Here is a 23525-nt window from a genome sequence, read left to right on the forward strand (position 1 = left end):
CGGGTGGGGTGCGATAGAAAAATGAGATAAAATTTTTCTGAATTAGGCGGAAAACGCAGTGAATAGCTGGCTATTTGCCAGTTTTTCAACGACATTCAGGGAAATTTTAGCCATTTTTATCCGTGCATCCATCTCGTGCAAAGCTCTCATTAAGTGTTTGAAAGGGGCGCCCGCTTGCGGAGCGCCCTTTTTAGTTTTTCGACCGCGCGCCGCAATGTTTCTTCGTCCGTTGTGTAGGCTAAGCGAACATGCTGCTGGGCGCGGTAATGACCGAAATCCGTGCCGGGAGTTAACGCCACGCCGGTTTCGTGTAACAGTTCCAGGCAAAAGGCTTCGGCATTATCGCTGAAAGCCGAAATGTCCCAGTAAAGGTAAAAAGCGCCATCCGGGCAAAGGCGGGGTGCAAATCCGGCTTCTTGCATGGCTTGCATTAAGGTATCACGGCGTTTTTGGAAGGTTTGGCGACGTTGTTCCAGTTCGGCCAGTGCGTCGGGTTTCAAAACCGCCAAAGCACCGTATTGCGATAAGGTCGGTGCGGAGAGAAACAGGTTTTGGCCCAGACGTTCCAGCGTGGGAACTAAGAAAGTCGGCGCGACGATCCACCCGAGGCGCCAGCCGGTCATGCAGAAAAATTTTGAAAAAGAGTTGATGACCAATACATTGTCCAAGTGGGCGCAGCGGCTGAGAATGGATTCGGCCGGGCGGTCATACACCAAGCCCTGATAGATTTCATCCACCAACAAATAGGCACCTTTTTGCGCCGCAAACTCGGCCATGGCGACCAACTCATCGGCTTCAATAATCGTGCCGGTGGGGTTGGAGGGGCTGGCGACCATCACCACTTTGATGCCGTCTTGCCAGTGCGCTTTCAATAACGGCAATGTCAGCTGGTAACGCGTACTTTCGGTGACGGGCACGCTGATGAGCTGGCCTTTCAGTAAACGCACGAATTCGCGATTGCAGGGATAGGTCGGGTCAGTCATCAAGACCTTGTCTTTGGGGTTCAACAAGGCGGTCAGCAACAGCTGTAACCCGCTGGAAGAGCCGGGTGTCAACATCATGCGTTCTGCCGGCACTTCAGCACCGTAGAAGCCTCGGTAGAAATTGGAGAGTGCCGCGCGCAGTTCCGGTAAGCCCAGTGTGGGGGTGTAATGTGTTTGTCCGGTTTCCATGGCATCTTGAGCGGCCTTATGCACTTGTGGCAAGGAACTGAAGTCGGGTTCGCCGATTTCCATGTGAATAATGTCATGCCCTTGCGCTTCAAGGGTTTTGGCTTCGCCGAGAATTTTCATGACATGAAAGGGCTGAATCTGTTGGGCGGTGTCGGCAATCGGGTAAGGTTCTGGTGAGAAGGATTTCATTGCGGAGTGGTTCTGATATTTGGGTTGCTGAAAAAGAATATCCTATCACGTTCCGGTAGCCTTTCGGAATGCTCAGTCGGTTGTAAAGTACATCCTGGCGATGTTAAGTGCTAAAATACGATTTTTGAAGTGGTTCCCAAAAGGGTAAGTGGTTCCCAAAAGGGTATCCGGCTTTGTGACTTGAACCAAAACGCCCAGGCCTGGCCGTTTTTAGGGATGATTATTTTTAGGAGAACTTATGCCTTCATTCGACATCGTTTCCGAATTGGACCAACATGAACTGACCAATGCCGTGGACCAAGCCAATAAAGAAGTGACCACGCGCTATGACTTCAAGGGAACCGGTTCCAGTTTCGAGCTGAAGGATTCCATCGTGACCATGAAAACCGAGTCCGACTTTCAGTTGCAGCAGATGTTGGACATTTTGATTCAAAAAGCCAATCGCCGTGGCATCGATGTGAAATGCATGGACGTCAAGGATCCGGACATTCAGTTGAAATCGGCCAAACAGGTGGTGGAGATGAAAGAAGGTTTGGATGCGGCCTTGGCGAAAAAAATCATTAAAGCCATTAAGGATTCCAAGTTGAAAGTGCAAGCGGCCAAGCAGGAAGACAGCATTCGTGTGACCGGCAAAAAACGCGATGACCTGCAAGGGGTGATGCAGTTGTTGAAAGGCATGGAAGACCTGGAAATGCCATTACAGTTTAATAATTTCCGCGATTGATACTCAATAAAATCCTCCGACGGTCGATATAGACATCAGGCTTGGTGATTAATAATACACAGAGAGGCTAACCTCCAAACGCCAGGCTGTCACAGTTCATCGACCAGAAATGAAAATGTGATTCTACGATTCACGGTGTGTGGTGCCGTGATTTAAACAAGGGAAAGTTGTTTAATATCGTGGAGTACACTTATGATTATCCAATCTTCTGCTGTTCAGCTCGAGCAGTATCATCGCTATGACGCGCAACGCTCGGATAAAACCGTGGTGGCCGTCGGCGAGAGCATCAATACGGCGCCAGGTGGTTTGAGAGCCTTGAACCTGAGTGTCAATTTTCAGCAATCCGAGCAATTCCATTATCGTAACGATTCCCGTCAGAGATTTGAGTCGGCGTCCGAAGTCACTGATGGTGACGTTCAAACCGTACACCAGCGCGAGTACTTGACGAAACAGCTCGTTCAAGTCAGTTTGGCCGGCGAAGCCGCCAGCATCGCCAACCAGAGAGTGTTTCCGGCCGGAGACGGTCCGAATTTGAGTGTCAGTGGTGAGGTGACCTTCGAATTTGCGCATCAATTGACGATTCAGACCCAGTCCTATTCCGCTATGTCAGCCGGAGGTCAGGTGACACTGGCCGATGGCCGCAGCATCAATTTCAATTTGTTTACCTCGCATACCTCGATGACAAGTATTTCCGCCGAGACCAAAGCCACCATGAGCGCTCAGGTGATGAGCGACCCGTTGGTCATCAATTTCGGAACGGATTCGGTGGCCTTGAGCGATCAATATTTCGAGTTTGATTTAAATGGTGACGGCGACGAACAGTCGCTGGCGCAGTTGGGAAGTGGCAGCGGCTACCTGGTGCTGGACCTAAATGGCGACGGTCAGGTGAATGATGGCTCCGAGCTGTTCGGCACCGAAAGCGGTAACGGTTTCACCGATTTGGCGAAGTATGATGTCGACGGCAACGGCTGGATTGATGAGGCCGACCCGATTTTTAAACAATTACAACTTTGGACGGATCAATCGAACGACGCTCAATTGGTGAGTTTGGCTTCCAAAGGCGTGGGCGCGATTTATTTGGGTAACGTTGAACAAAGCGGCGATTTACGTAGCTCACAAGGGGAACTGTTGGGGCAGGTAAAAGCCGCCGGGATGGTCTTGATGGAAGACGGCGAGGTGCGAACGGCACAGTCCATCGATTTGAGTGATCGTGTCTCGGATGATGAGTTGGACGTCGAAGCGACGGGTTTGTTTTCGGAGCGTCAGGTGGAGCAGTTTGAAGCTTTTTCGGTGGCGATGAACCAAATGCAGCAGGCTCAGAATAGCTGGCAGGCACGTCTGAATCAAGCCGGTCAATCGATATTTGATACCACCGAATCGGACAAGCCCGACGACGCGAAAAACTTTTTCGAACAGTTATTCGAATACATTCGACAGGCTATCGCCGAGCGAAAGGCGTTGCTGGAAAAAATCGAAAGCCGCTATTCCGACGGAACCTGATTCGCACACCGTCGGTGAGTGTTTACTGGCGGGAGGTGTGCTTGATCATGTCCAGCGCTTCGCGCGGAACCATCTGTTTGACTTCCGCCAAGCTGTCGTCGAACCAGGCAATGAATTGCTTGATTTCATCCAATGATACGGTTTCGTGGGCGAAGGTGATGGCGGTTTGCACATGGCCGGCCCGGTTACCGGGCAGAATCGAGAATTTGGCAAAGTTCAGATCGCGGTTCAAGGAGGTCACGAGGACAAACAGTTTCGGCGAGTGCTGATATTCTTCTTTGATTTCAAACAAACGGCTGACCACGATGCGGCTCAAGCTGTTTTTCATCAATTTCGGTTCCAGAATGTAATTATGCTGGTTATAGGTCACGATGAATTGATCCTGGGAGACTTTGCGCACGGTGTAGCCGTTATCCTGCAAGACATTGGACAGAATTTTGGTGGCATCGGCATTGTTTTTGTCTTTGAGGTCAATCATGACGTCATCTTGCGGAGAAGACGGTTGTTTGGAAAGGCTTTCGCAGCCGGTGACGAGCATTGTGGCCGTCAGAAGTAAGGCGAGGAGTCGCATACATGCATCCTAAATTTGTGTGAATGCTTGCATTGTAGCGATGCTCAGGCTTTGACTCAAGCAAAAGCCAATCGGTTTAAGGGGTTGACGGCGCTCAAAAATGGTAGAATAAGCGCTTTAACCCCTTTTGTTAAGAGTCCGTCATGAGAGTTCAGAACACCATGAATTTAAATAAAGCTCAAGCTCAGAACATCGCTTCCGTTCTTGCGGAGGCCTTGCCTTATATTCAACGATTTGCCGGTAAAACCATCGTGGTGAAATATGGCGGCAATGCCATGACGGAAGAATCGTTGAAAAACGGCTTTGCGCGTGACATTGTTTTGATGAAGCTGGTGGGTATGAACCCGGTGGTGGTGCATGGCGGCGGCCCACAAATCGGCAACCTGTTGGAGAGAGTGGGTAAGGAATCCGAATTCATCCAGGGGATGCGTGTAACCGACTCGGAAACCATGGACATCGTGGAAATGGTGTTGGGCGGTATGGTCAATAAAGAAATCGTTAACCTCATTCACCAGCATAAGGGGAATGCCGTGGGATTGACCGGCAAGGACGGTAATTTGATTCAGGCCCGTAAACTGGAAATGACCACCTTTAACGAATCCTTGAATGCGCCGGAGTTAATTGATTTGGGGCATGTCGGTGAAGTGGTGCGCATCAATACTAAGGTCTTGGATATGTTGATTCAGGACGATTTTATTCCGGTCATCGCACCGGTCGGGGTCGACTACGAAGGTCATTCCTATAACATCAATGCCGATTTGGTGGCGGGCAAGGTCGCGGAAGCGCTGCAAGCCGAGAAACTGATGTTGTTGACCAATACCCCGGGCTTGTTGGACAAGCAAGGTGAATTGCTCACCGGGTTGAATGCCAGCACGGTGGACGCGTTGATTCAAGACGGGACTATTTACGGCGGTATGCTGCCGAAAATCCAGTGTGCATTGGATGCGGTGCAAAGCGGCGTGAAATCGGCCCACATTATCGACGGGCGTGTCGAACATGCGGTGATGCTGGAAGTCTTCACCGATGAAGGTGTTGGCACCTTAATCACTTCGCGATAGTGGTTCGATTTAACGGCTGGAACGGGTAACGACACATGCAGGATCAGTTGCTGTTATTCGTTATTTCGTTTGTGGCCAATCTATTATCCGCCTTGGCGGGCGGGGGCGCCGGTCTGTTACAGCTACCGGCGTTATTGTTTTTGGGGTTGCCGTTCAGCGTGGCCCTTGCGACTCATAAAGTCGCCAGTGTGTTTCTCGGGCTGGGCGCCACGGCCCGGCATTTGCAATCCTCTCAATTTGATGTCCGTTTTGTCGGTTTGATCCTGCTGTCAGGCTTGCCGGGTGTGCTGCTAGGCGCCAACCTCATTTTGCAGGTGGATGACCGTTGGGCGCAATTGGCGCTGGGAATATTGACGCTGAGTCTGGGAGCTTACTCTTATTTTAAACCCGATTTAGGGCATGTGTCCGATCCTAAACACCGAAACCTGCCAGGCCTGCTGTTGGGCGGTTTGGTCCTGTTTGCAATCGGTGCCGTGAATGGCTCTCTGACATCCGGTTCCGGGCTGTTCGTCACCCTTTGGTTGATTGTGTGGTTTGGTTTGGACTATAAGGCCGCGGTGGCTTATACGTTGGTATTGGTGGGGATTTTTTGGAACGGCTTTGGTGCCGCCACGTTAGGATGGCTTGGCCACATTCAATGGGATTGGTTGCCGGCCCTGATTCTGGGGTCGCTAATTGGTGGCTATCTGGGCGCGCATTTTTCAATTATCAAAGGCAATCAACTGGTGAAACGCAGTTTTGAAGTGGTCACGGTGTGTGTTGGTGTCGCTTTGATTGTAAGAGCCGTTTGAGCCAGTCAATTTAGTCGTGTCTATGTTATAAAAAAGCCCCTTCAGATTTCTGAAGGGGCTTTTTTGTTTGCGGGTTGAAATGGGCTAAGCAATGAGGTTTTAGAATTCACCCCATTCATCACCCTCATCTTGCTTGGGTTGTGAAGGTGCCGGTTTTTGCAAGCCTGTTTCTGGAGTCGAAGGCATCGGCTGACGATAAACGGTTTCCGGCTTATCCTCTGGTTTGGCGACCGGTTTTTCCGATTTGATTTTCGGAGTATTGGACGTGCTCAGTTTGGGAGTCGGGCGACCGTTAACCGCAGAAGGCGGCATGGTGTTTTCATGGGTTCTAGCTTCTCGGGCCACGGCTTTTTCGGCCAAGGACAAGTGTTTAATGACTTCTTCACTGGCTTGGTCGAGATTACGGAATTCACGTTTGATGGCTTCGGTGTCGCCGACTTTATTGGCTTCCAAGATGCGTTTAATGACAGCGTGCAACTCGGCGTGCCATTTCTCAACATCTTTCATTTCCTGAAGGTGCATGTATTTCTGACCTTCCGGGCCGTAATACCATTGACCGAGCGCACATTTGTGGTGGTCGGTGGCGGCTGCGTGGTCAAATTCAATGTCAAGGCCTTCCACATAAGCGGTGATGATGCCTTTCCATTGACGGTGGGCGCGGCGTGCGTGGGCAAAGGTAAAGATACCGCTTTCCATCGCCGTCCGGAAAGCGATTTGATCCAAATCGATTTTGAAGGTGCCAATCAATTCATCGACACTTTCGGCCAAGCGACTCATTTCCGTGGTTCGGTCGGCGGTTTCATCGACCAGCGTGGAGTTTTGTTGTGTGACCTGGTCAATACTGCTGATAGCGATATTGACCTGTTCAACCCCTTTGGCTTGCTCGGCTGTTGTTTGTGAAATCTCACTGACGTAACTGCCAATGCGGGCAATGGAATCGTTAATCAGTTCTAATGCCTTACCGGATTCATCCGCCAGCTTTGCGCCTTCATGGACTTTTTCAACCGTATTGTCGATCAATTGACGAATGTCTTTTGCGGCATCGGCCGATTTTCCGGCCAGCGTTCGTACCTCACCCGCCACGACGGCAAAACCGCGACCGTGGTCGCCGGCACGCGCGGCTTCCACTGCGGCGTTCAATGCCAGCAGGTTGGTTTGGAAAGCGATGCTGTCGATCAAGGTGGTGATTTCGGAAATTTTGGCACTGGCTTCGTTGATTTCATTGATGGACTCAATGGTTTTGTGTACCACCTGATTGGCTTCGCGCGCTTCCGATAAAGATGCCGTGGCGGCTTCATTGGCTTCTTTCGCGTTGTTAGCGGTCTGCTGGATGGTGGAGGTGATTTGTTCCATACTCGCGGCGGTTTCTTCCAATGACGCGGCCTGCTGCTGAGTGCGAGCTGACAAGTCGGAGATGTCGTTGGAAATCTTGATGGTTCCATCGGACAGTTTTTTAATGGAATAGGTCGATTGTGACAGTAAGCTGGCAATATTGGTGACGGAGTTATTGATACCTGCTTTTAGTACGGCTAAAGTACCGTCGGTTTCCATGTCAATGCGGGTCCGTAAATCACCGGTGCCTTGGGCAATCATGACTTGAGTGGTCTGCTGAATGATGCTTTCCAGCTTGTCCAAGGAGGCATTAATGTTGTCCTTCAATTCTTGAATTTCACCTTCGGCTTTGGAGGTGATTCGGCGTCCGAAGAAACCTTCCGCAACTTGACTCATCAGTTCGTTGACTTCGTAGAAAACCCCTTTCAGGATGGTCATGGCCGCTTGGGCGTCTTTCATAGCGTCGCTGAAATCGCCGCGGGTCTGGTGGTGTGTTTCGTAGTTGAAGTTACCGGCACGGATTTCTTTAAGAATGCCGCGAACTTCGCCAAAGGTTTCCTGCAAGGCTTTGGAGGCATTGTTCAGGTTGGTTTTCATCACCTGATAATCACCGGTCATCGGAATGATGGTTTCGGTTTTCAGGCGGCCTTCGGAGATGTCTTTCATCATGCGGCCAGCTTCACCCAGTGAGACTTGTGCGGATTGCATCTGGTTGTTATAAGCTTCGGCCAACTGCCCCATTTCATCTTTATGGGACGCGTCGACACGGGTACTCAAATCGCCGGATTCCGTGGCGTGAGTCATGACGTCGACAATACGCTTCAACGGACGAATGACATTGGTTTTGATGAGTAATAGGAAGATGATGATCAGTGCCAGCATTGAAACGCCGACATTGACGACCGAATCGATGGCCGCGTTGGCGGCCGCTTTGTTTAAGCCATTGAGTTTGGCCATGTCCTCAATGAAAATGTGGTAACCGATCATATCTCCATTGGTATCGGTAATCGGCTTCAACGCGTAGAAAGCGCCGTTGGCAATCAACTGACCTTTATCAATCAAGCGATTGATATCGATGGCTTTCAATTTTTCGACGGTTTCCGGTGCGAAATCCGTGGTGCTGGCCAGCGTCAGGTTACCGAATTTCGGATTGTCTTTGGCTTTGACCGCGATATCCAACGCGTTAGGGGTGAACAGTGAAACGTAATCAATGGCGTCGTTTTGTAAAAACTTCACCAGAGATTTAATGCTGGAGACGATTTCGACGGAACCGAGGAACGTGGAGCCGTCTTCGCTGAAGATTGGTGACAAGCTGCGGATAGCGGCACCGGCACGGCCCAGCTCAATGCCGGTCACGGCTGTTTGGCGTTCGCGAACCTGGTTGACGGTATAGCGGAACGATTTCAGGTCGTCACCGGATTTATCGCGCCAGGAACGTAGGAAAGAGTGGCCGCGTGCATCATGGATGTGAGCACGAACCGTTTGACCGGATACCTTTTTAATCAAATTGAAATCTTCGTCCAAGGCTTTTTTGGCGAGACGGTTATCGCCGCTTTCCAGTGAACGAATCACATCCGGGTTGGCGGCTAATCCGATGGCTGTATTCAAGCTGACGAGTTCATATTTGGAGACGTAGTTGTCGAGATCGCGAACAATCTGTTCTTTACGAATTTGTGCGTTTTCGTCTTCCGCCTTTAAGTAGTCGATTTCCGCAAGCGTGGCGCTGATGGCAAAACCGAGCACCACCAAAATCAAACCGGTGACCGCCAGTTTGCTCATGATTTTCATGCGGTTAAACGGATTGAGTTGGTCGAAACGATAACGGGATGGTGTTTGGATTTTGCCGCGGTGAATGACTAGGCGCCCGGCATTAATGCCTTTATAGGCCGCCGAGGCGGTGGCGATTTCTTCTTTGGTGGCGGGCGTGCGGACGGAAATGTAACCGACGGATTTGCCGTTTTCAACAATCGGAGCGGCGTTGTCCTTGACCCAATAGTGGCGACCGTCTTTAGTGCGGTTTTTGACGATTTGCGTCCAGGAAAGTCCGGCTTTCAGCGTATCCCAAAAGTCCTTGAAGACGGCTTTTGGCACGTCCGGGTGACGCAAAATGTTGTGGGGTTGGCCGATGATTTCATCGGCGGGATAGCCACTGACCTCGATGAATTCGGAATTGGCTTCCAAGATGGTTCCTTGAAGGTCGGTTCGGGAAATGATCCGATAGTAATCCGGAATTTCGACTTGTTCATCGATAAGGTGTCTGTTTGCTTGTGTCATACCGGTGCCTCTGACAGTTTTATTGAGTTGTTATCGTTGTTATTGTCTTATTGAATCAATCGCTTAGCATAAAGTATGCCCAGCCAAATTTGTCAGCTTGCGGGAGCGTCCTTTTCCTTGCAGGGCCGAGCGATGTCTTTCGGGCGGGTTATGTGCGATAAACGTCCGTCACCCGCGGATAAATGTTGCCAGTTATGGCCTAATACCATTTGTGCTAACGCCGCCGTCGGCAGTAATTTGGTACCGTCTTCTTTCGGGTCGCCAATGAGAAAATGAATCAAGTCCTCAAAGCCGGGGTTGTGGCCAATCAGCAACACCCGCTCGAATCCATCCGGTATCTTGGCCAATAAGGCCAGCAGTTGGGTTCGATCGGCCATATACAAGGCGTCCTGGGTTTCGACCGGAATGTCTTTTGGCAAATTCAGGCGCTTGAGCGTTTGTTGCGCACGTTTGGCCGGTGAGACCCACACCAGGTCTGGCCAAATGTTCTGTTCGCCGAACCAATGAGCGATTTTGCAGGCGGCTTTTTTTCCTTTATCGGAAATCGGGCGGTCGATGTCGGCCGTGTCCGGTTTTTTCCAGTCGGATTTCGCATGCCGCAATAACAGCAGCTCTCGAAGTTTATTTGCCACGTCGTCGCTTACTCACTGGTTGTTTACATTCGTCAGGCGTCAATGCCGTAGTTGGCACGGTAATCTTTCATGGATGCCAAAATGGTCGAATCATCGCTTTGTTCGGTCAAAAAGTCGATGATATCGTTCAGGTCAATCACGCTGAAGACCGGAATGCCATATTCCGCTTCCACTTCCTGAATGGCGGATTGGGTTCCCTGGCCGCGTTCCATTCGATCCAATGCAACCACCACGCCGGCCGGCCGGGCACCGTGCGAACGGATGATTTCCATCGATTCGCGAATCGCCGTACCGGCGGTGATGACATCATCAATAATCAGCACATCGCCTTCCAACGGGTGGCCGACAATGGTGCCGCCTTCACCATGATCCTTCGCTTCTTTGCGGTTAAACGCATAGGGTTTGTCCAAAGCAAAATCTTTCGCCAATGCGACGCTGGTGGTGGCCGCCAGCGGAATGCCCTTATAAGCGGGGCCGAAGAGAACGTCGAACCCGACACCGCTGTCGGAGATGGTGGCCGCGTAAGCTTCCGCCAACTGGGCAAGTTGCCCGCCGGTGTTGAAGAGACCGGCATTAAAAAAATAAGGGCTCTTACGGCCCGATTTCAATGTGAATTCGCCCAGCTTCAAGACGCCGGCTTCCATGATAAATTCAATAAATTTTGCTTTGTTCATTCGTGTGTATTCATTCCTTTTCGTCAGGTTATCTTAACCATGCGGTTTTTTTTTCTCAAGCACTTTAGGGATAAAGTTTTTTGCCACTGAAATCATATATTTTTTTATGCATTTATGTCCGCTCGAAAGGCGCTCTATCAGGCATTCGTTAAATCGCGTAGTGCAGAAAAAACGAAATTGGCACACATCCTGCAAGTGATGTCACAAAGACAATTCAGGTGACGGAATATTGACACTTTTTGTCACCTCGCATCACTCATAAAAGGACGGAAAAATGGCTATTGACCTCAGTAAAGTGGAACCTCTCGGCTCGAAAAGCGTGTTGTTGGAACAGGCGCTCAGACGTCATCGTGCCCAGAACCAGGCGGAGGAGTTCAATTCGATTGATATGGAAGACATGGTTTCGCCGGATTTCGAGTGGCTGAAAGACGATAAAGTGGCGATTCAAAGTCTGGTCAAACAGATGGATGCCTCCATTGGTCAGTTGGCGAAACAAATGCATGACCTGGAAGCGGTTTCCGAAAAGTCGCGTGATAAGGTCGAAAAAGAGCAGCAATTACTGTTCAAGCAGATTCGGACCTTGAACAGTTTGCTGAAAAAACAAGTCGATATTTTCGCCGCCGTCGAGCGTCAAATGTCCGACATCGAAATCAAAAACAATAACCTGATTCCGCAGGTCGGTATCGGGTTGATTTCCGGGTTGATGTCGGCGGTGACCATTCTGGCCACTGCGCCGTGGCTCAGTGTGTTGATTGAAAACCTGCGTGGCTGATTCAGACCGATTTCTTTTTTGTATCCTTATTACTCTCTTGGCAACGGTTTTGTAAAAAAGCCGTTGCATCCTATAATGGATGGCCAACACGAATCGTGAGGACATTCCATGCAAGCCAAAGTGCTATTCAACGAACTTTTGACGCCTGACCATCCGGAAAAAGATGTGTTTCACATCGGTCTGGAAACCGAAGACGCGCTCGATTACCTGCCAGGAGACTGGTTGATGGTGTCGGCCGAAAATTCCCCCGAGCTGGTCGAGTTGGTGTTGCAGAAACTGGAACTGTCCGGCGACGAACGGATTGAGCTACGGCGGTTGGGTGAAATGCCGGTGCGCGAAGCCTTGCATTATCATCTGGAACTGACGCAGTTGAGTCCGGCGATTTTGAACAAGCTCAAACGTCACGAAGGATTGGACGATTGGGCCGACCGTGCGGAGATGATGGCGTACGCCGAAGGGCGCGACATCGTCGATCTGCTGGAGGCGTATCCTCAATTCAAAGGCTTGTCCTTTTGTGAACTGTTGGCGCCCTTGGCTCCACGATATTATTCCATTGCTTCCGCCCCGAAGGCGGTGGGCGACAAACGCGTGGATTTGGTGTATCGCAAGGTGGCGTTCGAGCGCGCCGAGCGGGAACGCAAAGGGTTAGTCACCACGGCGTTGAGTGCGTTGCAGTCGGGTGACGTCATTGATGTCGCCTTGAGCAAAAACCGTAACTTCAAATTGCCGCATGCTTTGGAAGATGCGTTGTGTGAACCGGCGCCGATCATTATGGTGGGTGCGGGTACCGGTATTGCGCCGTTTATCGGTTTTTTGCAGGAGTGGTTTCTGGAAGAGCGTTGTGTGCAAAATCACCAGGCCTGGCTGTTTTTCGGGGAAACCCATCGAGATAAAAGCCATCTGTTCGAGACCACTCTGGCGGAGTGGGAAACCCAAGGCTTGCATTTACGCACCGCCTTTTCCCGCGACCAGGCGCATAAAGTGTATGTGCAGGATCGACTTTGGGAAGACCGTGCTGCGGTTTGGAAATTATTGTCGGACGGAGCGTTCTTTTATTTGTGCGGCGACAAAAACCAGCTCAAAGTGGGTGTGGAAAGCGTGTTGCTGAAGATATTGCAAACCGAGGGCGGGTTGGACGAAGCGGCCGCCGAAGCACTGTGGCACGACTGGAAAAAGAGCCGACGGGTGCAGTTCGACGTTTACTGATTGTGATTCTACTGATACGTCAGTTCAAAACCGGCGGCGGCCAAACGCCCGGCTTCGACATCCAAGTCAAGCTGGGTGAGCGGGTGCTCCGGCAGCCAGTCGTTTTCGAATTGCAGGCGAATGCTGCGCTCGTCTTCAATGTAGAGCAGAATGTCCGGAATGTCGGTTTCACGCCCGCGGTGAATACGCACCGCCAAGCGCAGCAAGACGGTCAGGTATTTGAGTTTGTTGTTGTGCGGCGCATCGAACTTGTCGTAGACATCCGGCACGAACTTGCCGCGATGGTTCAATAACATGGCCGACAGCATCTGCTTTTCTTCCTGGGTGAAACCCGCCAATTCGGAATTTTCAATCAAATAGGCACTGTGATGGCGGTAACGCTTGTAGCTCAGCGCCATGCCGGCTTCGTGCAGGCGCGCCGCCCAGTTCAATAACTTTTCATAACTGTAATCGCCGTCGTGCAATTGCCAACTGTTGTGCGCCTGTTTGTACAGCATCTCGCTGGTACGGGCGATGGCGTTGGCCTGTTGTAAGTCGATTTTTAACCAGGCCTGGGCGGCAGCGACACTGGTTTCGCGCACGTCTTCCGCGAACAGGCGGCCAAGGGTGTCGAATATCAGGCCTTCGCGCAAGGCGTTGGAAGACACCTGCATCTGATCGATTTTCAGTTCCTCAAAGGTGGCGATGAGAATTGCCAAGCCGCCCGGCAACACCGGCACCCGTTCGTCTTTCAAGCCTTGAATGCCGGAAGTGGCCAGCGAGTCCGAGGCAATCATCGCGTCCCGCAACTGGTACATGCCGTCTAAGGTGATACCGGAAGGGCTCCAGTCATTGTCTTTCAGGATGGTGCCGATGGCCTTGATGGTGCCGGAAGCGCCCAGAGCGCAGTCCCAGCCAAGGCGTGTCAGTTTTAACAGGTGCGGGCGGATGATTTGACGGCAGGCGGAAATCGCTTTGTTCATGCGTTTTTCCGTAATGTCTTCTTTGGAAAAGAACTTTTGGGTGATGCTGACACAGCCCATTTCGGTGCTGGTGAGGTGACTGTAGGTGAAGTTCTGACCAATGATGTATTCGGTACTGCCGCCGCCGATGTCCATCACCAGGCGTTGTTCGTCGTTTTGCGGCAGACCGTGCGCCACGCCGAGGTAAATCAGGCGAGCCTCTTCCTGTCCGGCGATGATTTGGATGCTGTGGCCAAGGGCTTGTCGCGCCTGGCTGAGAAACTCATGGCTGTTCTTGGCGTTGCGCAGGGTATTGGTGCCGACGGCGCGGACTTGGTGGGACGGAATGTTTTTAATCAACTGGCCGAAACGTTCTAGGCATTCGATGCCGTTTTGAAAGGCCTGCGGGGTCAAATAACCTTTTTTGTCCAGGCCTGACCGCAACCGAATCATCTCTTTATGCTTGTCGATGATCTGGAGCTGACCGTGGACTTCGCGAGCGATGACCATGTGGAAACTGTTGGAGCCGAGGTCGATGGCGGCGTAGATATTTTGATTCGGTTCGGCGGTCGTTTCTGTCATTTTAAGCTACTGAGTTGGCGAAAAAGGGGCATAGTTTACTCGCTTTTGGCGAAAATGAAAATCGGCCGTCCCTGACCTGTCTGTTACAGCTTACTGTGAAAGTGGATGATTCGCAAACGATGAACCACGCCGACTGACCGTCGGCGCTCAGTCGGTTAATGGCGGGTCAGCCGTTTTAGCTGGAATATTTTTCAATCAGCCAGCGCTGGGCGTTGAAGGGTTCTTCGCCGTCGGCCGGGGCTTTTTGAGTGTAGGAGCCATCGGCCTGCAGTTGCCAGGCGCCGGTGTTGTCGTTCAGGTAAATGGCCAACCCTTCGGTATAGACTTGCTGGAAGTGTTTTTTGTCCAGAATCGGGAAGCAGGTTTCCACGCGCGAGAAGAGGTTGCGGCGCATCCAATCGGCACTGGAACAGAAAAGTTCCGGCTCGCTCTGGCTGTTTTCGAAGTAATAGACGCGGTGGTGTTCCAGGAAACGACCGATGATGCTGGTGACCCGAATGTTTTCCGATAAGCCCGGCACGCCGGGGCGTAAGCTGCAAATGCCGCGCACGATTAAGTCGATTTCCACGCCGGCCTGCGAGGCTTCGTAGAGAGCGTCAATCATGCCTTGTTCCTGCAAGCCGTTCATTTTGGCAATGATGCGCGCCGGTTTGCCCTGTCGGGCGTTTTCCGCTTCGCGTTGAATGCGTTCAACCATGCCGCTCTGTAAGGTGAACGGGGACTGCAACAGCACCTGCAAGTTTTTGGTGTCGCCCAAACTGGTCAGTTGTTGGAAGATTTTTGAGACATCACGTCCCATTTCCGGGTGGGCGGAAAACAACCCGAAATCGGTGTAAAAACGTGTGGTGATGTGGTGATAGTTACCAGTGCCGAGATGGACGTAATGGCGTAACTGCTCGCCTTCGCGGCGCACCACCAGAATCATTTTGGCGTGGGTCTTGTAACCGACCACGCCGTAAACCACATTGACCCCGGCATCCTGCAGGCGGTTGGCCTGAATGATGTTGTTATCCTCGTCGAAGCGGGCACGCAGTTCCACCACGGCGGTGACTTCCTTGCCGTTTTTGGCGGCTTTTTCCAAGGCGTCGATAATCGCCGATTTTTCACCGGTTCGGTAAAGGGTCATGCGAATCGCCAGTACGTTCGGGTCTTTGGCGGCCTGTTGCAGGAACTCGATGACCGGCGTGAAAGAATCGTACGGGTGGTGCAACAGGATGTCGCGCTGTTGAATTTGGTCAAACAGGGTTTGCGGCGCCTTGTTGCGGGTAAAGAGTTTAAACGCGCCTTGTTTGGCTTCCTTGACCGTCAACTGTCTCGGTGAATAAGGTTCGAACAGCAGGTCTGGTCGTTTGGCCAAATCCGGCACGGCGTTGAGACGGTGCAGGTTCACCGGACCGTTGACCTGATAGAGTTGTTCTTCGTTCAGGTTGAAGCGGTCCATCAGGTATTCGTACATGTTTTTCGGACACTTGTCGGAGACCTCCAGACGAATGGCGCCGCCGTATTGACGGCTGCTCAGTTCGCCTTCCAGTGCGCTCATAATGTCGTCCACTTCCTCTTCGTCGATGAACAAATTGGTGTTACGGGTGATACGGAATTGGTGACAGCCGGTCACGGTCATACCCGGGAAGAGGTTGGAGACGTTGGAGTGCAACACGGATGATAGGAAAACGAAATCGTTCGAACCGTCGGTGGCTTCCGGCGGCAGTTTGATGATGCGCGGCAAGGAACGCGGTACCTGTACGATGGCTAAACCGTTGGAGCGTCCGAAAGCGTCTTTGCCTTCCAACGAGACGATGAAGTTCAAACTTTTGTTGAGCAGTCTCGGGAACGGATGCGACGGATCGAGCCCCATCGGGCTCATGACCGGTTGCAGGGATTTGACGAAATAGTCGCGAATCCACTCCTTTTGTTGTTCGGTCCAGTGGTTGCGGCGCAGAAAACGAATGCCTTCCTTTTCCAACTCGGGAATCAGTATGTGGTTTAAGGTGTGGTACTGGTCGTCCACCAATTCATGCGCTACGTCCGACAACACTTCAATGGCGTCGTGCGGCGTCAGATTGTCGGGTTGGGTGCGTGCGGACGGATCTTTGCACAACTCATACAGACTGGCCAGGCGCACCTCAAAAAATTCATCCATGTTGCTGCTGGAAATACATAGAAATTTCAAGCGTTCCAACAATGGAATGTCGGGGTTTTTCGCTTGGGCCAAAACGCGACGGTTAAACTCGAGTAAGCTTCGTTCTTGGTTGATGTAAGGGGTGTCAATCGTCGTTTCGGTTTCCATGGCGTCCTCTGATATTGTTGTTATGGTCGACTGTGCAGCTGGCCGAGTGCCAACCTTCATATTTTCCTCTTTCTAGGCCGATTTACAAGAGGGATTCGGTGTGGCGTTGCAAAGACAGCCGTTCGTGACAGGCAGTATAGAGCCGCTAGATGACGATAAAATGAAATTTGCGTTCAGTCTTTCGAACGGTCTTCGTGTTCTGGTACGGAAGCCGGGACCTTGTCGGCGGTCGAAGCCTTCTTGTCATGATGCGAGCAACCGCATTCCGGCACCGGGTCAACACCGCCAGGGTTGCCGGGATGGCATTTGGAGACCCGTTTGACGCCCAGCCATAATCCACACAAGACACCGTGTTGTTGTATCGCTTCAATGGTGTAGTGAGAGCAGCTTGGGTAAAAGCGACAGCGCGGCCCCAGTAATGGACTGATGAACAACTGGTAAAAGCGAATCGGCAATATGGCCAGCCATTTGAACGGGTTCATGGTCGAAGCGGTTTTCTCCGTTTAGGATAAAATGTTACTTTATCACATTTGATATTGTGCCAAGATGATTTTACCAGGATACGAAATTTTCATGGGTTTTCTCTATGCAAATCGGTTCAAGGGTTTAAAATGATGCCATTCGCATTGCAATACAAGAGTCCGTTTATGAAAAGTCTATTGATTACCCAAGCCAAAATCGTTAACGAAGGCCGAATTTTTGAAGCCGATGTGTTCATTCAAGATGGTGTGATTGCGCAAATCGCACCGCAGTTGTCGGTGGCGGCGGACGTGACCATCGACGCGGCCGGCCAACATTTATTGCCTGGGTTTATCGATGACCAAGTGCATTTTCGCGACCCTGGGTTCCCGGCCAAAGGCAGTATTGCGACTGAATCGAAAGCGGCGATCGCGGGCGGTACAACGACCTTTATGGACATGCCGAACGTGAAACCGACCACCACCACGTTGGAAAATTTGGAAGCCAAGTATGAACTGGCCGCCAAAACCGCTTGGGCCAATCACTCGTTTTATCTGGGCGCCACCAACGACAACATCGAAGAAGTCAAAGCACTGGATCCGAACGCGACCTGCGGAGTTAAGATTTTCATGGGAGCGTCCACCGGGAACATGCTGGTGGATCGTGAGCAGGCGTTGACCGATATTTTCACCCACAGTCCGACCTTGATTACCACACATTGCGAAGACACGCCGATGATTAAAGAACAGGAAGCCTTGTATCGCGAAAAATACGGTGATGCGATTCCGATGCAATACCATCCGGACATTCGTTGTCGAGAAGCCTGTTACAAGTCGTCGTCTTTTGCGGTCGATTTGGCGAAGAAAACCGGGGCCGATTTGCACATTCTGCATTTGACCACCGCCGAAGAAATGGCGTTGTTTGCACCGGGGCCGGTCGAAGGCAAAAAAATCACCGCCGAAGCCTGTGTGCACCATTTGTGGTTTACCGCCGACGATTACATGGAAAAAGGCAGTTTGATCAAATGTAACCCGGCCATCAAACAACAGTCCGATCGTGATGCCATTCGCCAAGCGGTGAAAGAAGGGCGGATCGACATTATTGCCACCGACCATGCGCCGCACACCTGGGAAGAAAAACAAAGTGACTCCTACTTCGGCACGCCGGCCGGTTTGCCGCAGGTGCAGCAATCGCTGACGGCCTTGCTGGACATGGTGCATGACGGGGTGTTCGATTTGGAAACCGTGGTGCAGAAAACCTCGCACAATGTCGCGATTCGTTACCAGATTGAAAAGCGTGGCTTTATCCGTGAAGGGTATGCCGCCGATTTGGTGTTGGTGGACATGAACCGTCCGCATACCGACACGCGTGACAACAACCTTTATCAATGCGGTTGGTCGCCTTGGGAAGGTCACACCTTCAAATCGTCGGTGATGAGCACCATCGTCAATGGTGAATTGAAGTATCACCAAGGCAAGTTTGCCGAGTTCACACCGGGGCAACGCCTGACATTTACCCGTTAAGCGGAATCCGAATTTCCACCAGGCCTGGCGGAAAGTCAGATGATTTGGCCCAACTTTCGGATTGGCCCAACCATTTTTGCTTGCGTTCGTTCTGGCTCGGCGTTAAAGTTTGAAGTACGCGTGAAAACGTATCAAACATAACAATATCGTCGTCGACGAAAGCGTCACTCTGAGTGCAATAGGAATGAATCATGTCAGAAGTTTTTATTGGCCGCCAACCGATTCTTGATCGTAATATGAAAGTCTTTGCGTATGAGCTGGAATTTCATCAAGGACTGAACCCCAACCAAACCACCATTGAAGCCACTGAACAATTGTTGGAAAAGACCGAATCCGAAATCGGGTTTCAGTCGATTGTCGGTTCTCATGCGGCGGTGATGCAGTTGCCGCGCGAGTTGATTGCCAAAGCGAAATGGCCGAGTTTCGACCAGAATCATAACATCGTGTTGGAAATCCCCAACGACGTGAATAAGGACGTCGAGATTCTCAAAAGCTTGAAGGCCTTGAAGCTGGAAGGTTCCGCCATTGCGCTGGATAACTTTATCGATGATGAATCCAGTGTCAAGCTGGCCTCGATCAGCGATTTCGTGAAAATCGATAACGAAGCCCACTCCGAAGTCAAAATGAAGTCCATGTTGCAAGATTTGCATGAAAAAGGCGTCAAGGTGATTGCGGAACGGGTGGAAACCGAAGAGATGTTCAATTATCTCAAACGTATCGGTTTCGATTATTTTCAGGGCTACTTTTTCACCAATCCCGTGGTGATGAACGGTCAGAAATTGACCGGCAACAAGCTGACCTTGTTGCAGTTGATGTCCAAAATCAACGACCCCAAAACCAAATTCGAAGAACTGTCCGGCATTTTGAGCCAGGATGTCGCCTTGACGCACAAGTTATTGGTGGCGGTGAACAATCCGGCGACCATGATTCCCATCAAGGTCGAGTCGGTTTCCGATGCTTTGAAATACATGGGGCTGAAGCGTTTGAAGTTCTGGGTCAATATGATGATGCTTGGCGATTTGGAAGATGCGCCGAAAGAACTCTTGACCACTTCGTTGATGCGCGCCAATTTTTGTGAAAAACTGGCCGAGAAAACCGGCCATGCCCGTGAACGCGACACGTTCTTTCTGGTGGGGCTGTTTTCCAATTTAGGCGCGTTTTTCCGCGCCCCGATTGCCGAAATTCTTGACGAAATGCCTTTGTCCGATGAAGTGAAAGAGGCCTTGATTCATTATCGTGGCCCGATGGGGGAAGCTCTGTCGTGCTTGAAACAATTGGAAAGTGCCGGAGAGACCGTCGCCAACCTGCGTTATGGCGAAGTCGGCATTTCCGATTTGGCCAATTTGCTGTTATCGGCTTCGGCCTGGGCACAGCAAGCCATGGATAACCCTTAACCTTTTCGGCGGCGAGTCCGCCATCCCGAATGGACCGCATTTACGTTCGGCCGTAACCAAAGAAGGAACGACTATGATGCAATCAATCAATCCCGCAACCAATGAACTGTTAGCCGAATTCGATACCTGGGATCAGGCCACACTCGACGAGGTGGTCACGCAAGCCGGTTACGGCTTTGCCGACTGGTCGAAACTGACGCCGCTGTCCGACCGTATCGCATTGTTGAATCGTTTGGGTGATGTGTTGTTGGACGACAAGGAAGTCCTGGCGGAGTTGATTACGCTGGAGATGGGGAAACGCTATTCCGAAGCCGTGGCGGAAATCGAAAAGTGCGCCTGGTTGTGCGATTACTATGCCGAAAATGCCGAGCGGTTTCTGGCCGATGAAATGATTGAAACCGATGCCAGCAAAAGCTATGTGGCCTATTTACCGCTGGGCGTGGTGCTGGGTGTAATGCCGTGGAACTTCCCGTTCTGGCAGGCATTGCGGTTTGCGGTACCGACCGTCACCGCCGGTAACATCGGTTTGTTGAAACACGCTTCCAACGTACCGCAGTGTGCTTTGGCGATTGAAGAAGTGTTCCGTAAGGCCGGATACCCGGACGGGGTCTTCACGACCTTGATGATCGGTTCCGATAAGGTGGAGTCGGTGATTCGCCATCCGGCGGTCAAAGCCGTGTCTTTGACGGGGAGCGAACCGGCCGGCCGCAAAGTGGCGAGTGTCGCCGGGGAAGAATTGAAAAAATCCGTGCTGGAATTGGGCGGCTCCGATGCCTTTATCGTGCTGGATAACGCCGATATTCAAACCGCGGTGGAAAATGCGGTGAAAGGGCGTTTCATGAATATGGGGCAAAGTTGTATCGCTTCCAAGCGCTTTATCGTGGACGCGGGGATTATCGATGACTTTATCGAGCGTTTTAAAACGGCGGTGGAGTCACAGTTCGAAGCGGGTGATCCGATGGAACCGGATGCGACCTTGGCGCCGATGGCGCGCCAGGATTTGCTCGACGAGTTGCATCAACAAGTCACCAAATCGGTTGAAATGGGGGCGAAAATCGTCACCGGCGGTTATCAGTTGGATCGTCCGGGCTGTTATTATGCGCCCACCATTCTGACGGATGTGACCAGCAATATGCCGGCGTTCAGCGAGGAGTTTTTCGGGCCAGTCGCCATTGTATTGAAAGCCACCGAGCCGGCGCATGCACTTGGGCTGGCCAATGCCACCGACTTCGGTTTGGGCGGTTCCATCTGGTCGAATGATTCGGCCACGGCGGAAACCATGGCACGTGGCATGGAATCGGGCGCGACCTTTGTTAACAGCATTACCTTTTCCGACCCGCGCATGCCGTTTGGAGGCATTAAGCATTCCGGTTACGGGCGTGAACTGTCGGGACAAGGCATTCGCGAATTCACTAATATTAAAAGCATTTGGATTAAATAATGACATTGCTCTGGAAAACCCTGGTCGATTTGAAAGAACCGACCATTCTGATTCGGCTGTTTATTCCGTTCGCCGTTGGCCTGGTTTTGGTCTCGTTGATGGGGTATGGCGTATTCGGCCTGTTGTTGACGAGTGACTTTATTACGCAGAGTGCGTTTGTACAGGACTTTGAAAGTTGGAAGCTTCAAGCCGAGAATACCATCGGCGCGATTCCTCTGGTGGGCGGATTGGTGCTCTGGTTTTTGGGCTTTACCGTCGCGGTGATTGCCGGGTTGCTGGGCATTGTGCTCGGCAGTTATCTGGTGCTGTTGTTCGCGATGATCGTGACCGGTTTTATGACCGATTCGCTGGTGAAAGCGGTGCATGACAAACATTACCCGCACACCGAATACCACGGTCACGGCTCGATGTTGGGCATGATTTGGAAACTGGTGAAATTCGGGTTGTTGATTTTGCTGCTGTTGATTGTGACTTTCCCGCTGCTGTTTGTGCCGCTCATCAACGTGGTGTGGTTCTGGCTGATCGGGTTCTTGTTTTTCCGTTATGCCGTGGTGCTGGATGTGGGGCAGGTGATTCTGCCGGAAGCCTTGTTCAGCCGCTTGAAGCCGTTGACGAACTGGCCGCCGACTTTTGCCGTCGGGGTGCTCTATGCCTTGAGTGTGTTTCCGATTATCAGCTTTTTCGCGCCGGTACTGGCGGTCATCGCCTTGTCGCATTATTATTTCGACCAGCTGTCATTGGAACCTGGATTGAAAAGCGATGCGGATACCATTATCGATTAACGACTCATCGTTTTCCGGTTCGTTTCGTGAACCGATTCACCATTTCAACGTCCGATGAAGTTGGGCGTTGAAATGGCAATTCTGACCAGGCCTGGTCACTTTTCAGTCAAGGTTGCCGTGGCTTTTACTTGATACGCTGCGTGGCAGGCGATGCAGTTTTTTTGCAGTTGCGCGAGGCGTTCCAATATCACCGTTGAATCTCCAAGGGTTTCCGCCTCGTTGGCAATGGCTTCGAACCCGCGATGCACCTTGGGCCCTAGAGCTTTAAAGCCTTTTGGCAGTTTGGCTCTCAAGCTGGGCGGTGTCGAGCGCATTTGCTGAATGCCGACGTTACGAGCGGTTGCTTCAACCGTTTCCATGTCATCTTTCAAGCTGGCCGCTAGAATTTTTTGGCTGGCAACCAAAAACTGGCGCATTTCGCTGAGCAACATGGCTTGTTCTTCTTCGTTGAGCCAGACGACGGTTCGGTTATCGGCTGAGAATGCAGGAAGTGAGATTAGAGTGAGCAGGGTGCTTAATGCGAGGCGTTGTAATACGGTTTTCATGTCATGCTCCTTTGGTGGTTTTGGCCAGGCCTGATTGTAAAATTCGAATCAGTTGGTGCGTAAATTCGTTCAGTTCCGGGTCGATCTTTTCCGGGCTGTCGATGCGATCGCGCATGGGTTGGCTGGTGAGGAAAAAGCACAGACTGCCAATGACCATGAAATGCGGTGTCAAAGCATTGAATGACTCGAATATAGCTTCTTGTTGTCCCTGGTTTAATAGGTTTTTCAAGGTCGAGAGTAAACGCTGCATTTGTTGACGCGCGGTATCGGGCATGTGTTGGCCTCCGGAAGCGATTTCGCGCATTAATATCGACGGCATGGCGGGTTTTTCACGGGCTTGTTCGGCAAAGCTTTGAATGAAGATTGCAAGTTTTTCATCGGGCGTTGAAGCCTGGTCGACGGCATCGGCAACCGGGGCGGCCACGCTGGCGAACAGTTGGGTCAGGCAATGTTCATAGAGCGTGGCTTTGTCGCGGAAATGGTAGTAAATACTGGCCTTGTTGACTCCGGTTCGCTCCGTCAACTCATCCATGATGGTGCCTTCATATCCTTTTTCAGCAAACATTTCGGTCGCACAAAGCTGGATTTTCAGGGCGGTTGCGTTGGGTTTTCGGGTGTTTGGTTTCATAACAATCTTTAAAAAAATTAAAGGCCTTTGGATAAAAAACTTTTAACA

Annotated in this window: 21 protein-coding genes; 10 read left to right on the top strand and 11 right to left on the bottom strand. The window is 51.4% G+C overall.

The genetic code is table 11. The features are described from left to right. Window positions 1-149: 149 nt before the first annotated feature. Complete coding sequence (locus AYJ59_RS03620; protein WP_127119255.1) at window positions 150-1361, bottom strand: aminotransferase class I/II-fold pyridoxal phosphate-dependent enzyme; 1212 nt, start codon at window positions 1359-1361, stop codon at window positions 150-152. A gap of 238 nt (window positions 1362-1599) precedes the next feature. Between AYJ59_RS03620 and AYJ59_RS03625 the strand changes: the two genes are divergently transcribed. Then, window positions 1600-2085: a YajQ family cyclic di-GMP-binding protein gene (locus AYJ59_RS03625; RefSeq protein ID WP_127119256.1), complete on the top strand. Its 486-nt coding sequence runs from the start codon at window positions 1600-1602 to the stop codon at window positions 2083-2085. Window positions 2086-2277: 192 nt separating this feature from the next. Further along, the gene (locus tag AYJ59_RS03630) at window positions 2278-3585 is read left to right on the top strand and encodes a hypothetical protein (RefSeq protein ID WP_127119257.1); all 1308 of its coding nucleotides are present in this window, start codon (window positions 2278-2280) and stop codon (window positions 3583-3585) included. 22 nt (window positions 3586-3607) lie between these two features. Here the strand turns inward: AYJ59_RS03630 and AYJ59_RS03635 are convergent, their stop codons facing one another. Beyond that, window positions 3608-4156: a YbjN domain-containing protein gene (locus AYJ59_RS03635; RefSeq protein WP_127119258.1), complete on the bottom strand. Its 549-nt coding sequence runs from the start codon at window positions 4154-4156 to the stop codon at window positions 3608-3610. Between the two features lie 143 nt (window positions 4157-4299). Here AYJ59_RS03635 and argB point away from each other — a divergent pair, with 143 nt between their 5' ends. Next, window positions 4300-5214: an acetylglutamate kinase gene (gene argB / locus AYJ59_RS03640; RefSeq protein ID WP_029938852.1), complete on the top strand. Its 915-nt coding sequence runs from the start codon at window positions 4300-4302 to the stop codon at window positions 5212-5214. A 35-nt stretch (window positions 5215-5249) separates the two neighbouring features. Next, window positions 5250-6005 (top strand): sulfite exporter TauE/SafE family protein, encoded by a 756-nt coding sequence (locus AYJ59_RS03645; RefSeq protein ID WP_029938851.1) that lies wholly within the window; start codon window positions 5250-5252, stop codon window positions 6003-6005. Window positions 6006-6104: 99 nt separating this feature from the next. Here AYJ59_RS03645 and AYJ59_RS03650 read toward each other — a convergent pair whose 3' ends face one another. From AYJ59_RS03650 to pyrE, 3 genes are all read right to left on the bottom strand, one after another. After that, on the bottom strand, window positions 6105-9611 hold the full coding sequence (locus AYJ59_RS03650; protein WP_127119259.1) for a methyl-accepting chemotaxis protein: 3507 nt from the start codon (window positions 9609-9611) through the stop codon (window positions 6105-6107). 92 nt (window positions 9612-9703) lie between these two features. Continuing rightward, window positions 9704-10243 carry a SixA phosphatase family protein gene (locus AYJ59_RS03655; RefSeq protein ID WP_127119260.1) on the bottom strand — a complete coding sequence of 180 codons (540 nt, stop codon included), beginning with the start codon at window positions 10241-10243 and terminating at the stop codon, window positions 9704-9706. A 32-nt stretch (window positions 10244-10275) separates the two neighbouring features. Next, a complete protein-coding gene (gene pyrE / locus AYJ59_RS03660; protein WP_127119261.1) occupies window positions 10276-10917 on the bottom strand; it encodes an orotate phosphoribosyltransferase in 642 nt (213 codons plus the stop codon). 274 nt (window positions 10918-11191) lie between these two features. Here pyrE and AYJ59_RS03665 point away from each other — a divergent pair, with 274 nt between their 5' ends. Together AYJ59_RS03665 and AYJ59_RS03670 are read left to right on the top strand one after the other, a co-directional pair. Beyond that, window positions 11192-11689: a hypothetical protein gene (locus AYJ59_RS03665; RefSeq protein WP_029938847.1), complete on the top strand. Its 498-nt coding sequence runs from the start codon at window positions 11192-11194 to the stop codon at window positions 11687-11689. A gap of 108 nt (window positions 11690-11797) precedes the next feature. Further along, window positions 11798-12895 (top strand): hypothetical protein, encoded by a 1098-nt coding sequence (locus AYJ59_RS03670; protein ID WP_127119262.1) that lies wholly within the window; start codon window positions 11798-11800, stop codon window positions 12893-12895. Between the two features lie 8 nt (window positions 12896-12903). Here AYJ59_RS03670 and ppx read toward each other — a convergent pair whose 3' ends face one another. The 3 genes from ppx to yidD all read right to left on the bottom strand — a co-directional run bounded on the left by ppx (window position 12904) and on the right by yidD (window position 17187). Beyond that, on the bottom strand, window positions 12904-14418 hold the full coding sequence (ppx, locus tag AYJ59_RS03675) for an exopolyphosphatase (RefSeq protein WP_127119263.1): 1515 nt from the start codon (window positions 14416-14418) through the stop codon (window positions 12904-12906). A gap of 175 nt (window positions 14419-14593) precedes the next feature. Further along, complete coding sequence (gene ppk1 / locus AYJ59_RS03680; protein ID WP_127119264.1) at window positions 14594-16705, bottom strand: polyphosphate kinase 1; 2112 nt, start codon at window positions 16703-16705, stop codon at window positions 14594-14596. 173 nt (window positions 16706-16878) lie between these two features. Next, window positions 16879-17187 carry a membrane protein insertion efficiency factor YidD gene (yidD, locus tag AYJ59_RS03685; protein ID WP_127119265.1) on the bottom strand — a complete coding sequence of 103 codons (309 nt, stop codon included), beginning with the start codon at window positions 17185-17187 and terminating at the stop codon, window positions 16879-16881. 165 nt (window positions 17188-17352) lie between these two features. On the opposite strand from yidD, the gene AYJ59_RS03690 reads away from it, so the two are divergent. Further along, entirely contained in the window at window positions 17353-18687 is a 1335-nt protein-coding gene (locus tag AYJ59_RS03690) for a dihydroorotase (RefSeq protein ID WP_127120363.1), read from the top strand. Here the strand turns inward: AYJ59_RS03690 and AYJ59_RS12925 are convergent. Next, window positions 18677-18880 (bottom strand): hypothetical protein, encoded by a 204-nt coding sequence (locus AYJ59_RS12925; RefSeq protein ID WP_164730730.1) that lies wholly within the window; start codon window positions 18878-18880, stop codon window positions 18677-18679. The genes AYJ59_RS03690 and AYJ59_RS12925 overlap by 11 nt on opposite strands. Here AYJ59_RS12925 and AYJ59_RS03695 point away from each other — a divergent pair. Genes AYJ59_RS03695 through AYJ59_RS03705 form a run of 3 tightly spaced genes read left to right on the top strand, consistent with a single transcriptional unit; the run spans window position 18879 to window position 22304 of the window. Continuing rightward, entirely contained in the window at window positions 18879-20081 is a 1203-nt protein-coding gene (locus tag AYJ59_RS03695) for an EAL and HDOD domain-containing protein (protein WP_127119266.1), read from the top strand. The genes AYJ59_RS12925 and AYJ59_RS03695 overlap by 2 nt on opposite strands. Further along, window positions 19999-21522: an NAD-dependent succinate-semialdehyde dehydrogenase gene (locus tag AYJ59_RS03700; protein ID WP_257791234.1), complete on the top strand. Its 1524-nt coding sequence runs from the start codon at window positions 19999-20001 to the stop codon at window positions 21520-21522. The genes AYJ59_RS03695 and AYJ59_RS03700 overlap by 83 nt, the downstream gene beginning before the upstream one ends. Next, window positions 21522-22304, top strand: a complete 783-nt coding sequence (locus AYJ59_RS03705) for an EI24 domain-containing protein (RefSeq protein WP_029938839.1) — start codon at window positions 21522-21524, stop codon at window positions 22302-22304. The genes AYJ59_RS03700 and AYJ59_RS03705 overlap by 1 nt, the downstream gene beginning before the upstream one ends. 95 nt (window positions 22305-22399) lie before the next feature. On the opposite strand, the gene AYJ59_RS03710 is transcribed toward AYJ59_RS03705, so the two are convergent. Beyond that, window positions 22400-22849: a hypothetical protein gene (locus AYJ59_RS03710; protein ID WP_029938838.1), complete on the bottom strand. Its 450-nt coding sequence runs from the start codon at window positions 22847-22849 to the stop codon at window positions 22400-22402. Between the two features lies 1 nt (window position 22850). Further along, the gene (locus AYJ59_RS03715; RefSeq protein WP_029938837.1) at window positions 22851-23477 is read right to left on the bottom strand and encodes a TetR/AcrR family transcriptional regulator; all 627 of its coding nucleotides are present in this window, start codon (window positions 23475-23477) and stop codon (window positions 22851-22853) included. Window positions 23478-23525: the final 48 nt, after the last annotated feature.

This window comes from Thiomicrospira sp. S5, assembly GCF_003991075.1.
In the GTDB taxonomy this organism is placed as follows: Bacteria; Pseudomonadota; Gammaproteobacteria; order Thiomicrospirales; family Thiomicrospiraceae; genus Hydrogenovibrio; species Hydrogenovibrio thermophilus.

Coding starts and splice junctions, on each gene's coding strand:
- AYJ59_RS03620 (WP_127119255.1), bottom strand. CDS start 1,361: ATGAAATCCTTCTCACCAGAACCTTACCCGATTGCCGACACCGCCCAA.
- AYJ59_RS03625 (WP_127119256.1), top strand. CDS start 1,600: ATGCCTTCATTCGACATCGTTTCCGAATTGGACCAACATGAACTGACC.
- AYJ59_RS03630 (WP_127119257.1), top strand. CDS start 2,278: ATGATTATCCAATCTTCTGCTGTTCAGCTCGAGCAGTATCATCGCTAT.
- AYJ59_RS03635 (WP_127119258.1), bottom strand. CDS start 4,156: ATGCGACTCCTCGCCTTACTTCTGACGGCCACAATGCTCGTCACCGGC.
- argB (WP_029938852.1), top strand. CDS start 4,300: ATGAGAGTTCAGAACACCATGAATTTAAATAAAGCTCAAGCTCAGAAC.
- AYJ59_RS03645 (WP_029938851.1), top strand. CDS start 5,250: ATGCAGGATCAGTTGCTGTTATTCGTTATTTCGTTTGTGGCCAATCTA.
- AYJ59_RS03650 (WP_127119259.1), bottom strand. CDS start 9,611: ATGACACAAGCAAACAGACACCTTATCGATGAACAAGTCGAAATTCCG.
- pyrE (WP_127119261.1), bottom strand. CDS start 10,917: ATGAACAAAGCAAAATTTATTGAATTTATCATGGAAGCCGGCGTCTTG.
- AYJ59_RS03665 (WP_029938847.1), top strand. CDS start 11,192: ATGGCTATTGACCTCAGTAAAGTGGAACCTCTCGGCTCGAAAAGCGTG.
- AYJ59_RS03670 (WP_127119262.1), top strand. CDS start 11,798: ATGCAAGCCAAAGTGCTATTCAACGAACTTTTGACGCCTGACCATCCG.
- ppx (WP_127119263.1), bottom strand. CDS start 14,418: ATGACAGAAACGACCGCCGAACCGAATCAAAATATCTACGCCGCCATC.
- ppk1 (WP_127119264.1), bottom strand. CDS start 16,705: ATGGAAACCGAAACGACGATTGACACCCCTTACATCAACCAAGAACGA.
- yidD (WP_127119265.1), bottom strand. CDS start 17,187: ATGAACCCGTTCAAATGGCTGGCCATATTGCCGATTCGCTTTTACCAG.
- AYJ59_RS03690 (WP_127120363.1), top strand. CDS start 17,353: ATGAAAAGTCTATTGATTACCCAAGCCAAAATCGTTAACGAAGGCCGA.
- AYJ59_RS03695 (WP_127119266.1), top strand. CDS start 18,879: ATGTCAGAAGTTTTTATTGGCCGCCAACCGATTCTTGATCGTAATATG.
- AYJ59_RS12925 (WP_164730730.1), bottom strand. CDS start 18,880: ATGATTCATTCCTATTGCACTCAGAGTGACGCTTTCGTCGACGACGAT.
- AYJ59_RS03700 (WP_257791234.1), top strand. CDS start 19,999: ATGGCGAAGTCGGCATTTCCGATTTGGCCAATTTGCTGTTATCGGCTT.
- AYJ59_RS03705 (WP_029938839.1), top strand. CDS start 21,522: ATGACATTGCTCTGGAAAACCCTGGTCGATTTGAAAGAACCGACCATT.
- AYJ59_RS03710 (WP_029938838.1), bottom strand. CDS start 22,849: ATGAAAACCGTATTACAACGCCTCGCATTAAGCACCCTGCTCACTCTA.
- AYJ59_RS03715 (WP_029938837.1), bottom strand. CDS start 23,477: ATGAAACCAAACACCCGAAAACCCAACGCAACCGCCCTGAAAATCCAG.